Raw genomic sequence first — 11,778 nt, 5'->3', positions numbered from 1 at the left:
GCGGCACCAGGGCTTGGCCCGGCAAACGCCGGACCAACTTACTTCAACGCGCTGCTGCCAATCGCCGCTGCGGCATAACCAAGGCCGAAACCCACTTAGCAAGAGCCCGGAAACTGTTCAGTTAAACCGGGTCAGCTCTCAACGCACCCCGCTCACCACCTGCACGCGCCCTCCAAAACCAGAGCGGAACAGCGCCTCATGCGCGTCCTGGTCAGGATCGTAGCAGCAGTCTTCGACCAGGCGGATATCGTAATCCGCATCGCAGGCCCAGGCGACGCTCGAAAGAACGACGCCGGTCGTGCTTATCCCAGCCATGACGAGGGTGCTTACTCCGCGCGTCCTGAGATCCGCGTCGAGTGACGTGCCATGAAAGACGCTGGCGCGCGGACATGCGTAGAAGAGATCTCCTGTCTTCACGGCTAACCCTGTGACAGGCAGCCCGGTCCGAAATCGCCCGCTCGGGAGATAAGGGGTGATCTGGCGGTTGCTCGCCGGCGGTGCATGCTCATAGCCTGCGCCCAAGGAAAAATTCGGGAAGAACACAGGCCGGCCGGTCGAGCGCCAGCGCCGGATCAAGGCGTTGCAACGATCCAGCAGGGGCGATGGCTGCTCGCCGAACAGGATGTCGAACACATCCACCTGATAGTGCATGACGACGAGGGCTGCCCGCTCGATGAAGCTGTCCTGGAAATCGACCGTCATCGCAATCATCCATCGCTAGATTTGAGCCAGGCCTCACACGTCGTACGCGCAGCTTGACCTGAACTCAGGACGCATTCGTTGAAGGAAGGCTGCGACGCCATGCCGTCAACTGCTCCACGCTCGCGAGCGCCCCACCACACACGATGACCAGGATGTTCTGGAAATCGGCGAGTTCGGCCACCTGCTCGTAGATCGCAGCGATGCTCGCCCCGCAGGCCGGCTCGACGAGAATGCGATGATCGTCGAGGAAACGCAGGCAGGCATCGACCGCCTGAAGATCCGACACCACGGCGCAGCCGATGCGATGCTTCGACAGCAGGGCGAACGCATGCTCCGCGACTTGGCGGGCGCCGAGCGAGGTCGCGATGCTGTCGATCGCCGGCAGGACGATGCGTTCCTTGCGGGCAACCGATTGGGCAAGGCAGGAGGCACCGGTCGTCCCCATGGCCAGAACGGGGGTCGTCAGCTCGTGGCGCTGCAGGCCTTTGACGACGCCGCTGAGCAATCCTCCGCCGCCGACGGAGAGAACGACGAGGTCAGGCCGCACGCCATCCTCGACCACCTCGTCGATGATCGTCGAATGCCCTGACCAGACCACCGGGTCGTCGAAAGGGTGGATGAACGCATCGCCGTCTCCCAGCATCGCGAGCGTGTGCTCGTTCGCCTCCTGCCAGGAGGCGCCATGCACAAGGATTTCGGCATCCATGTCGGAGATGCGGCGCCGCGCCCTTGCCGGTGTCGTCTCGGGAACGACCACCGTGACCGGGATGCCAAGCTCGCGCCCGGCATAGGCGGCGGCGATCCCGGCGTTGCCCCCGGAGGAGCTGACGAAGCGTTTGGCACCGTGCCGTGCATGGTGCTGACACGCAAGGCCGATGCCGCGGAGCTTGAACGATCCCGTGGGCTGGAGAGATTCAAGCTTCAGCCAGACCTTGCGGCCGCTCGCGCGGGAGAGAGCCAGTGAGTAGCAGGTAGGCGTTCTGACATGGAGGGGCACCCCGGTCTTCTCCATCATGAGCGATCGGGCTCAGACACGCCCCTGGCGGCCCGAGCCATTCTCGCCACCCGTGCCCAAAGGAGCGGTGGAACGCCGGACCTTGAGCTGCATCCCGACGGTGAGACGCTCCGGCACGGTCTCGGGCTGCTTGTCGGACATTTTCTTCAGCAGGAGATTGGCTGCGAGCTGCGCCACTTTCGTGCCGTTGCCGCGTACCGCCGTGATCGAGGGCGTCATGACTTCCAGGATGCTGGCGTCACCGATCGAGACGATCGACAGGTCGCGCGGCAGCATCAGGCCGCGCTTCGCGCAGAAGCGCAGGATCCCGGGGATCTCGTCGATATTGGCGATGATGGCCGTGATCGGCCGTTCCCGGCGGCATAACGCCTCCAGTTCGCGCATCTTGAACAGACCGACCTCGAAGACGAGACCTGCCGCCGCCTCAAGCCCGTGGTCTGCGAACGCGGCATCGAAGCCCGCCTTTTGTTCCCGGCCGACCCATGTGTCGAGATGACCGGCGACGAGCGCGATCTCGCGGTGTCCCAGTTCGAGGAGATGAGCGGTCGCGCTGCGGGCGCCGTCCCGATGCTTGGTCAGAACGGTATCGAAGCCGCCGCTCGGGCTGCGTTCCCACAGCACCATCGGGATGTTGATCGCGGCGAGCCGCTGCGCCACATCCGGGTCGTTGTCGCGATTGACGGTCAAAAGCATGCCGTCGACGACGCGGTTCTGCATCAACGATAAAATCTCGGCCTCGCGCCCGTTGTCGAAATGGGTGCTCGCGACAATCAGCGTGTAGCCGGCCCGGCCGAGCGTCGTCTCCGCCGCTGCGATCATTTCGGCCGCGATCGGCTGCCGGATATCCGTGACGAGGCAGCCCACGGCGTAGCTCTTGCCGAGCCGCATGGAGCGGGCCACGGAGTTGGGACGATAGCCGAGCTCCTGAACGGCCCGGAAGACCTGGTCGCGCAACTGGGGCGCGACATTCTCGTTTCCGTTGAGGACGCGCGAGACGGTGCCGAGGCCGACCCCGGCCCGGCTGGCGACATCCTTGATCGTGACGGTCCTGGGCTCGCTCGTCGCTTGCCCCGCCCTTTCCTCACTCACCCGGACCGCCCCTCTCCTGCGCCTCATCGACATACACATGTGGCAAGCACCGTGCGAGCCGGGGAACCAGTTCGATGACGGGAATGCCGATTGCCCTGGCGAGATCGTGGATCGAGATTTCCTCGGTTCCCTGCCGGCCGAGGACGACGACCTCGTCACCGAGTGCGACATCGCCGAGCGCAGTCACATCGAGGACCGAATGCTGGAAGGTCCGGCGGCCCAGCACAGGACAGCGCCGGCCGCGGATCAGGACTTCGCCCAGTGGCGGGATATGGTTCAGCCCGTCCCAGAAGCCGATGGGCGCGACTGCGGTGCGCATGCCGTGCGCGATGGCGATCGGCGCGCCATAGCCTATGCCGAGCACGGTGCCGGGAGGGTGCTCCTGGATCTGGATGATCCGGGATTTCACGGCCTTGAGCAAAGGCGAGAGAGCGCCGATCTCCATCCAGTTCTCGTCGAGCCCTCCGCCATAGATCAGCCGCCCGGGATCGACCGCATTGAAGAGCATGTCGGGATAGGCCAGCACCACACGGCTCGATGCGAGCATGAGGGTGAGATCGTCATGCCCGGCTGCGGCGGCATCGGCCGCCGCCTGCCGGAAGAGTGCGGCTTGATCCCTGCTCGTTGCGGGATCGTCCGGCGCGCTCAAATGCGAGTACAGGCCCCGAACCGCGACATGACCAGCGGCGCGAAGGCGCTGCAGCACGCCCGGCCATTGCTCGCGGCGCAAACCATAGCGGCCGAGACCGCAATCGACCTCGACGAAGACCTCGATCGCTTCGCCCGCGGCGATCACCGCCTCCGCATCGGCGATGCTCTGCACCGTCACCGTGGCACCGAGCCGCGCCGCGGCCGGCAGGTCGGCCGGGATGGTGGAGGCGAACAGCAGGACCGGGAGCGTCGTCCCGGTGCTGCGGATCGAAACGACCTCATCCGGGCTGCCTGCGCAGAAGCCATCGACACCCGCCCGTTCCGCAGCCTTCGCGACCGCGGCGGCTCCGAAGCCGAAACCGTCGCCCTTGCAGACGAAATAGATGCGGACATCCGGGCCGACCCGTTTGCGCGTCGCGGCGACATTCCGGCTCAGCGCGCCAAAATCGAGCTCCGCCCAGCTCGGGCGTAGCAAGCGAGCGCGATCGTGCCGGAGGCAGTCCGTCCGCGTCTGGGCGGGATCGTAACCCGCCAATGCTGCATGCACGGTCATGCCGCCTCTCCTTTTCGTTCGGTGTTCGAGGCCACGCTCCGATTGCGGTCCATGAACAGACGAAGTTGGGCGGCAGCCAGCCCGGAAGGATCGGCCGCCAGGCGATCGCGGCGGGCCTTCGTCGCGCTGGGATCCACGCGGCCATCCGCACCGATCACGACGCCATAGACATCGCGCGCAAATGCCTCGGTGAAGCGCCCGTCACGTACATCGGCCGCCACATGCGCCGGATCGCGCTCCAGCGGGTCGCCATTGCCGCCGCCGCCGGGCGCGACATGCGTGAAGAGATCGCCCTCGTGCAGCGCAAGCGTCCGCATCGGCATCACCGGCAGGAGATCGGCCTTGCCATCGTGATCGAGAACATTGAGGGACGGCGATCCCGGGCACCCGCCGAACAGCCCCGGTGGCAGATGCGCGCGGCGGTCCGAGCGGACAGTGAGGGCCGCAGTCTTCCCAAGGATGCGATAGGACCGCGTGATCGCCATGCCACCGCGGCGTCGCCCAGCACCACCCGAATTGGCAACCAGGCCATAGCTCTCGATCCGCAGCGGATAGCGCGCCTCGATCAGCTCCACGGGCATGTTCGACAGGTTGGCGCCGGGGTTGGCGATCCCATCGACGCCATCCTTGGTGGCACGGCCGCCCCAGCTTCCGAGGATTCCGTCCGTGATCAGCCAGGCCTTGCCGTCATGGACGCCGCTCAGCGAGATCGCCGAAGGGCCGCCCTCGCCGGCGGCCGGCATCCGGTCGGGCACGATCTGGGCGAAGGCATTGAACAGCACGTCGAGCATCCGATAGGCCATGACGCCGCGCGCAGCGCAGGCGGCTGGCGGACGCGGATTGACGATGGTGCCGAGCGGCGCCACGACCCGAACCGGGCGGGCATAGCCCTCGCAGTTCGGCACCGCCGCCTGAACGGCACAGCGCAATGCAGCATAGGCGACCGAATAGGTGATCGCGACCGGCCCATTGATGGCGCCCGGCACCTCCCCGCTGGTTCCGGTCCAGTCGATCTCGATCTCGTCGCTGGCGACCGTGATCGCGACCTTGAACCGGATCGGGCCACCGACCTCGCCGAGGCCATCGATGAAATCCTCGGCCTCGTAGACGCCGTCGGGCATCGCACGGATCTCGTCGCGTACGAGACGCTCGGCATAGTCGTGCAGCTCGGCCAACATGCCACGCATCGGCAGCGCACCATATTTGGCGAGTACCTTGCCGAAACCGCGCTCCGCCGCGGCGCAGGCGGCGATCTGCGCCCGCAGGTCGCCCAGGACCTGATCGGGAATGCGCGAGTTCACCTCGAGGAAGGCGAGAAGGTTCTCGTCCATCCGATCTTCGCGCATCGCCCTGATCAGCGGGATGCGCAGACCCTCCTGGAAAATCTCTGTCGCATGGAGCGCCATGCTGCCCGGCGCCATGCCGCCGAGGTCGGTGTGGTGGACGAGGCTGGCGACGAAGCCCTCGACCTCGCCGTCATGGAAGACCGGCTTGACCAGGTAGACATCCGGCAGATGCATGCCGCCGGCGCCGTAGGGATCATTGGTGATGTAGCCGTCGCCTGGCTGCATCGTCCCACCGAAGCGCTTGAGGATATTCGCCATCACGCTCGGGAACGAGCCGAGATGCACGGGATTAGTCAGGCCCTGCGCGATGATGAGCCCGTCCCGGTCGCAGAGCGCCGTCGAATAGTCCATCGAGTCCCGGACGATCGGCGAATAGGCGCTGCGCAGGATGACGAGCGCCATCTCGTCGGCGATTGAGGCCAGGGCGTTCTTGACGATCTCCAACGTCACCGGATCGGAGCGCGTCCGATCGGGAACAGAATTGGTGGCGAGCATGGCGTTACCTTTCGGAGGCTGTGAGCACGAGGTTGCCCAATTCATCCAGACCCGCGGTCCAGCCGGGCGGCACGACGCAGGTGGCGTCGTATTCCTCGACGATCAGCGGGCTCAGGCGATCGCCGGCGGCGAGGTCTCGGCGGGTGATGACCGGCGTCGGCAGATGGCCCCATTCCGCGCCGAACCAGCAGGTCCGCGCCGGCTGGGTACTGGGCGATGCCGCAAGTGGCTGAGGGGCCGACGGCCGGTAGGCCGTGGCGCTCTCGCCCTGAGGGCGACCGGTGACGCGGATGTTGACGATTTCGAGCGGATCGCCCGCCGAGGCATGGCCGTAGGTCAGCTCATGCTCACGATGGAAGGCCTCGCTCGTGGCCGCGATATCGATTGCCCCGTCAGGATGGCGGGCGACCGCGATCGTCAGCTCATAGGCCTGCCCGGCGTAACGCAGGTCGGCGAGCCGGTCGATCTCGATGTCGTCCTTGGCGAACCCGTCTGCCTCCAGACCAGCGATCATGCTGGTCTGGAGCTTGCGATAGGCAATGTCGAGCTCGTCGGAATCGATGCCATCCAGAGCGCAGAAATAGGTCTGCATCAGGTCGTGCTCGGTCGTCGAATAGAGCAACCCGAGCGCACTGAAGACGCCAGGATGAGACGGGACGACGACGCGTTTCATGTCGAGGAGGCGGGCGATCTCGGCCGCCACGGCCGGGCCGTTGCCGCCGAATGCGAACAGGGTGAAATCGCGCGGATCGCGTCCGCGATAGGTCGAGACCGCCTTGACGGCGCGCATCATCGTCGATGCCGCGATGGCGTAGACGCCATGCGCCGCGGCCTGGAGATTGAGGCCCGTCGGCGCGCAGACCTGCTCGCTGAGCGCCTGCCGGGAACGAGCGGCGTCGAGGCGCACGGCGCCGCCGGCGATGTATTCCGGATTGATGTAGCCGAGCGTGACGAGCGCATCGGTCAGCGTCGGCCGGGATCCGCCCGCCCCATAGCAGGCCGGGCCCGGAACGGCGCCGGCGCTGTCGGGGCCGACCTGGATCAGGCCGCCGGCATCGACCCGGATGATGCTGCCGCCGCCGGCCCCGATCTCCGAGACGTCGATGAAGGGCAGCTTCACCGCATGTCCGCCACCCTTGATCAGCTTGCTCGAAATGTTGATCCCGGCGCCGACCTCGTACTCCGTGGTGCGCGCGGGCTGGCCCTGCTCGATGATCGCGGCCTTGGCGGTGGTGCCGCCCATATCGATGGTGATGATATCGCTGGAGCTGCCGGCCGCGCCGATGCGGGCCGCAGCGATGACCCCGGCCGCAGGGCCGGACTCGATGATGCAGGCCGGCTTCTCGCTCGCCGCCAGCGCGCTCATCACGCCGCCGCTCGACTGCATCACCTGCAGCGGAGCGTGGATGCCGGCCTCGCGCAGCCGGGTCGTCAACGCACGCAGATAGGAACGCACGACCGGCCCGAGATAAGCGTTGACCACCACCGTGCTGGTTCGCTCGTATTCGCGGATCTCCGGCAGGACATCGCTGGAGCAGCTGACGAAGACATCCGGGCCGAGGATCTCGGTCAGGATCTCGCAGGTCCGCCGCTCATGCTGCGGATTGGCATAGGCGTGCAGGAAGCTCACCGCGACGGCGCGCGTGCCTTCGCTGGCGATGCGGCGCGCCACCTCGGCCACCGCCTTCTCGTCAAGGGGCAGGACGACCTCGCCATGCGCGCCGATGCGCTCTGGGATTTCGTAGCGCCTGTGGCGTGGCACCAGCGGCGTCGGCTTCTCGTAGTTGAGGTTGTAGAGCTCGGGCATGCGCAGCCGGCCGAGCTCGAGGACGTCCCGGAAGCCGCGCGTCGTCAGCAGTGCGGTCGTGGCGCCCTTGCCTTCCAGGATGGCGTTGGTCGCGACGGTCGTGGCGTGCACGACCTCCTCGATCTCGCTCACCCTGCCGCCGATGCGTTCGAGCAGCGCCAGGATGCCGTCGACGATGCCGCGGCTGTAGTCGTCCGGCGTCGACGGGTGCTTGAAGGAATGAACCGTCTCGCCGTTTTCGAGGAATGTGATGTCGGTGAAGGTGCCGCCGATATCGGCGCCGACGCGAAACGAGCGCGTTGTCATGGATTGGTCTCCGCGATGATGGACCGAGCTGGCGCGAGGTGGCAGGCGACGAGCCGATCGCCGAGGACGACCTCGGGCGGTTCGGCTTGCGCGCAGATCGGAATCCGGTTGCTGCAACGGGGTTCGAACGGGCAGCCGCCATGGCGGGCGGCTTCGGAAAGCGGCGGTTCGGCCGGACGGCCGCGCCCGGCGAGCCCGCGCGGAATGGCGGCGACCAGGCGCTGCGTATAGGGATGCGCCGGTTCCGCCAGGATCTGCGCAGCAGGCCCCGTCTCGACGATGCGCCCGGCATACATGACCAGCACGCGGTCGCAGAACGCCCCGACGAGCCCGAGATCGTGGCTGATGATCACCAATGTCAGGCGCCGGTCGCGATGCAGCTGCTGCAGCAGCGCGACGATCTCGCTCTGCACGGAAACGTCGAGCGCTGATGTCGGCTCGTCGGCGATCAGCACCTCCGGCTGGCGTGCGAGAGCCCGGGCGATGCCGATGCGCTGCTTCTGTCCACCCGATAATTGATGCGGCAGCCGGTCGAGTAGCTCCGGCCCGAGGCTGACCTGCGCCAGCAGGGCATTGAGCGCGCCCGGCGCAGGCTGCTCCGGGAAGGCTTCACTCAAGCTGCGCGCAACGGTCTTGCGGGGGTTGAGCGCCGTGTGCGCCCCCTGAAACACGAATTGGACACGGTTTCGGAAACGCTGCCAATCGGCAGCCGTGAACGAGGATAGATCCCGCCCCTCGAATAGGACCTGGCCACTGCTCGGGCGGTCGAGGCCGACGAGTAGGCGCGCGAGCGTCGACTTGCCGCTGCCGCTTTCGCCGACGATCCCGAGGACATCGCCGGCGTGCACGTCGAGGCTCGCCCCTGACAAAGCGGGCGTGGTGCGCCGGTCGAATAGGCGCGCCAGCGGCGAATGTGCGAGCGGATAGCGTCGGCCGGCGCTCGTGGCGGCCAGAAGCGGTGCTGCGGATCCCTGTGCGTAGCTCATCTCAGGCGCTCCGCCAGCAGGCGCTCAAATGCGTCCCCGCGCCCCGCAGGGCAGGCCGCACTTGGCAATCCGCATCCGCCAGGCGGCAGCGGGAGAAGTAGTCGCAAGCACCCTCGCCCGGGCTCTCGGCCAGGGGGGCGGGGACAGCCGTCCGCAACGGACGGCCTGGCCGCGGCACGGCGTCCAGCAGGAGGCGCGTATAGGGATGGCGCGGCGCGCTGAAGATCGCCTCGGCACTGCCAGATTCCACGATCCGGCCGCGATACATCACCGCGATCCGGTCGCAGAACTCCGCCACCAGGTCGAGATTGTGCGAGATGAACAGCAGGGCGATCCCGGAGCTGGCGCAGATATCGCGCAGCAGCGCGACCACCTGCGCCTGAACGGTGACATCGAGCGCGGTCGTGGGCTCGTCCGCGATCAGCAGCCGCGGCCGGCAGGCGATCGCCATCGCGATCAGGACGCGCTGGCGCATGCCGCCGCTGAGCTCGTGGGGGTATTGGCTGCTGCGCCGGCGCGGATCGTCGATACCGACCTTGGCGAGGAGTTCTTCGGCTTGCTGTTGTGCCGCCTTGCGGCCGGGGTCGTCATGGCTGCGGATGGCGTCCGAGAGTTGCCGGCCGACCGTGAAGGCGGGATTGAGGGCGGTCATCGGGTCCTGGAAGATCATCGCCACCTTGCGACCGCGCAGCTCGCGGCAGGCGCTTTCGGGCAGGCTGGTGATATCCTCGCCGTCGAGGTGCATCGCGCCGCCGACGATGCGGCCGCCGCGTCCGAGCTGGTGCATGACGGCGAGCGCCGTGACGCTCTTGCCCGAACCGGACTCGCCGACGATCGCCAGCTTCTCGCCGGGCATGACCTGAAGCGTCACCCCGTGGACGACCTTCCGGGCGGCGATCTCGGGACCGAAGGCGATCGAGAGGTCGGTGAGGGACAGTGCGGGAGCGGTCATAGCGCCGGCCCTCCGTCACGCCGCCGTGGATCGAGCACGGTGCGGAGCGCATCGCCGACCAGATTGAAGCCGATCACGGCCAGGAAGATGGCCAGGCCCGGCCAGGTCGCGACCCACCATTCGTCAGAGAAGGCGAGCGAACGCGTATCGGCCAGCATGCCGCCCCAGCTCGGTGTCGGCGGCTGCACGCCGAGGCCAATGAAGCTCAGCGATGCCTCGATGATGATGCCGATGCCGATCAGCACGCTCGCCTGGACGAAGATCGGCGAGAGGATGTTGGGCAGGATATCGCTGGTCATGATCGACCACGCCCCTGCGCCCTGCAGGCGCCGCGCCGCGACATAGTCCGCCTTGGCCTCGGCCAGGGCCAGGCCATGGGTGACGCGCGCCAGCCCGGGAATGAACAGCAACCCGACGAGCACGATGATCTTGGCTTCGTTCGGGAGCAGGAGCGGGCCCAGTTGCACCGGCCCGGTGCCGAAGATGCCGACGATCGCGATGGCCCAGACCAGCAGCGGTATCGCCGCAAAGATGTCCATCAGGCCGAGCAGGACACTCTCGACCAGCGTCCCGCTGTAATAGCCGGACAGGGTTCCGACCAGGAGGCCGCCCGAGAGCCCGATCGCGACGGTCAGCACGCCGATCATCAGGGAGCCACGCGCGCCCCATACGAGCCTGGCGAAGATGTCGCGCCCCATCTCGTCCGTGCCGAGGAGGAACGACGCGCCCGGGGGCTCCAGCCGATGCTCCATCATCAGGTCGAGCGGATCGTGCAGCGGGAGCCAGGGCGCCGACAACGCCGCCAGGCAGAGCAAGCCGACGATCACCAGGCCCACCAGGCCGATCCGGGTTCCGGCAAGGCGGCGCACGAGATCGGCAAGCGCGGAGAGCGGACGCGAGCACCTGGCTCCGGCGGCTTTAGCCGCGGACGCAGCTTCCGTGGAGCGCACGACGTCAAGCATGTCGCAGCCTCGGGTTGATCAGCCTCTGGATGAGATCGGCGACAAGGTTCGAGACGATGAACATCGCCGTGACGACCAGAACGGTGGCTTGGATCATCGGGTAGTCGCGCTGCGTGATGGCCGTCAGCAAGGCCCGCGACAGGCCGGGTATGTTGAAGACCAGCTCGATGATGATCGCCCAACCGAACATATAGCCGAACGACATGCCGGCGACGCTGACGAAGGGCGGCAGCGCGTTCTTGACCACGTAGCGGGCCACTAGGCCCCGGCTCAGGCCGAGCGAATGCGCGGTGCGGACATAGTCCTGCCCCAGGACCTCGATGACGGCGGCACGCATCAGGCGGCTCAGCGCGCCGATATAATAGAGCGCGATCGACAGAGCCGGCAGCACCAGAGAGGCGAGATGGGCGTGCCAGCCTTCGGCGAACGGCGTGATTCCGATGGGGGGCACCCAGCCCAGCCTGACAGCGAAGACGCGGATCAGGATCAGGGCAAGCCAGAACCCCGGAACCGACACGGCCATCAGCGACAGCATGCGGATCAGATGGTCCGGCCAGCGGTCTTCGGTCAGCGCAGCGATGAGGCCGAGCGGAATCGCGCCGGCCAGGGTCAGCAGGAAGGTGACCACCACCAGCTCCACCGTCACCGGCAGGCTCTCCAGCAGCTCGAGATCGATGGAGCGCCCGGTGATGTAGGACTGCCCGAACCCTGACCGGGGCAGTTGCGCGACCCAGGCCGAATACTGCGCCGGCAGGCTGCGATCGAGACCGCGATCATGCTCGAAGGCCTGGATCTGCTCGGTGGTGGCATCGGCGCCGAGCACGATCCGCGCTGGCGACAACGGCGTCAGCCGCGTCAGCGCGAACAGCACCGCGCTAACCACGATGAGCACCCCAAGGCTGCTGGCTATCCGA

The 11,778-nt window shown here is 67.1% G+C and carries 10 protein-coding genes; all 10 read right to left on the bottom strand.

Features of this window, described 5'->3' with window-relative positions; genetic code table 11:
- Positions 1-138 precede the first annotated feature (138 nt).
- The 10 genes from FQV39_RS30610 to FQV39_RS30565 all read right to left on the bottom strand — a co-directional run bounded on the left by FQV39_RS30610 (position 139) and on the right by FQV39_RS30565 (position 11,756).
- Positions 139-702: a cysteine hydrolase family protein gene (locus FQV39_RS30610; RefSeq protein WP_187640388.1), complete on the bottom strand. Its 564-nt coding sequence runs from the start codon at positions 700-702 to the stop codon at positions 139-141.
- Between the two features lie 64 nt (positions 703-766).
- Complete coding sequence (locus FQV39_RS30605; protein ID WP_149134468.1) at positions 767-1,699, bottom strand: pyridoxal-phosphate dependent enzyme; 933 nt, start codon at positions 1,697-1,699, stop codon at positions 767-769.
- A 30-nt stretch (positions 1,700-1,729) separates the two neighbouring features.
- A complete protein-coding gene (locus FQV39_RS30600) occupies positions 1,730-2,806 on the bottom strand; it encodes a LacI family DNA-binding transcriptional regulator (RefSeq protein WP_187640387.1) in 1,077 nt (358 codons plus the stop codon).
- Positions 2,799-4,010, bottom strand: coding sequence for an alanine racemase (gene alr / locus FQV39_RS30595; protein WP_149134251.1), 1,212 nt, complete (start codon positions 4,008-4,010; stop codon positions 2,799-2,801). The genes FQV39_RS30600 and alr overlap by 8 nt, the downstream gene beginning before the upstream one ends.
- Positions 4,007-5,851 carry a hydantoinase B/oxoprolinase family protein gene (locus FQV39_RS30590; protein WP_149134250.1) on the bottom strand — a complete coding sequence of 615 codons (1,845 nt, stop codon included), beginning with the start codon at positions 5,849-5,851 and terminating at the stop codon, positions 4,007-4,009. Before FQV39_RS30590 ends, alr begins: the two co-directional genes overlap by 4 nt.
- A gap of 4 nt (positions 5,852-5,855) precedes the next feature.
- Entirely contained in the window at positions 5,856-7,964 is a 2,109-nt protein-coding gene (locus FQV39_RS30585; protein WP_149134249.1) for a hydantoinase/oxoprolinase family protein, read from the bottom strand.
- A complete protein-coding gene (locus FQV39_RS30580; RefSeq protein ID WP_149134248.1) occupies positions 7,961-8,950 on the bottom strand; it encodes an ABC transporter ATP-binding protein in 990 nt (329 codons plus the stop codon). The genes FQV39_RS30585 and FQV39_RS30580 overlap by 4 nt, the downstream gene beginning before the upstream one ends.
- Before the next feature lies 1 nt (position 8,951).
- Positions 8,952-9,902, bottom strand: coding sequence for an ABC transporter ATP-binding protein (locus tag FQV39_RS30575; protein ID WP_149134247.1), 951 nt, complete (start codon positions 9,900-9,902; stop codon positions 8,952-8,954).
- The gene (locus tag FQV39_RS30570) at positions 9,899-10,864 is read right to left on the bottom strand and encodes an ABC transporter permease (protein ID WP_149134246.1); all 966 of its coding nucleotides are present in this window, start codon (positions 10,862-10,864) and stop codon (positions 9,899-9,901) included. Before FQV39_RS30570 ends, FQV39_RS30575 begins: the two co-directional genes overlap by 4 nt.
- On the bottom strand, positions 10,857-11,756 hold the full coding sequence (locus FQV39_RS30565; RefSeq protein WP_248313554.1) for an ABC transporter permease: 900 nt from the start codon (positions 11,754-11,756) through the stop codon (positions 10,857-10,859). The genes FQV39_RS30570 and FQV39_RS30565 overlap by 8 nt, the downstream gene beginning before the upstream one ends.
- Positions 11,757-11,778: the final 22 nt, after the last annotated feature.

The sequence above is a fragment of the Bosea sp. F3-2 genome (assembly GCF_008253865.1).
In the GTDB taxonomy this organism is placed as follows: domain Bacteria; phylum Pseudomonadota; class Alphaproteobacteria; order Rhizobiales; family Beijerinckiaceae; genus Allobosea.
Note: the sequence above shows the minus strand (reverse complement) of the source record. Positions and strands in the feature narration are given on the sequence as shown.

What these genes read in the sequence shown, in the direction of transcription:
- FQV39_RS30590 (WP_149134250.1), bottom strand. Translation starts at nt 5,851, where the DNA reads ATGCTCGCCACCAATTCTGTTCCCGATCGGACGCGCTCCGATCCGGTG.
- alr (WP_149134251.1), bottom strand. Translation starts at nt 4,010, where the DNA reads ATGACCGTGCATGCAGCATTGGCGGGTTACGATCCCGCCCAGACGCGG.
- FQV39_RS30585 (WP_149134249.1), bottom strand. Translation starts at nt 7,964, where the DNA reads ATGACAACGCGCTCGTTTCGCGTCGGCGCCGATATCGGCGGCACCTTC.
- FQV39_RS30580 (WP_149134248.1), bottom strand. Translation starts at nt 8,950, where the DNA reads ATGAGCTACGCACAGGGATCCGCAGCACCGCTTCTGGCCGCCACGAGC.
- FQV39_RS30570 (WP_149134246.1), bottom strand. Translation starts at nt 10,864, where the DNA reads ATGCTTGACGTCGTGCGCTCCACGGAAGCTGCGTCCGCGGCTAAAGCC.
- FQV39_RS30575 (WP_149134247.1), bottom strand. Translation starts at nt 9,902, where the DNA reads ATGACCGCTCCCGCACTGTCCCTCACCGACCTCTCGATCGCCTTCGGT.
- FQV39_RS30610 (WP_187640388.1), bottom strand. Translation starts at nt 702, where the DNA reads ATGACGGTCGATTTCCAGGACAGCTTCATCGAGCGGGCAGCCCTCGTC.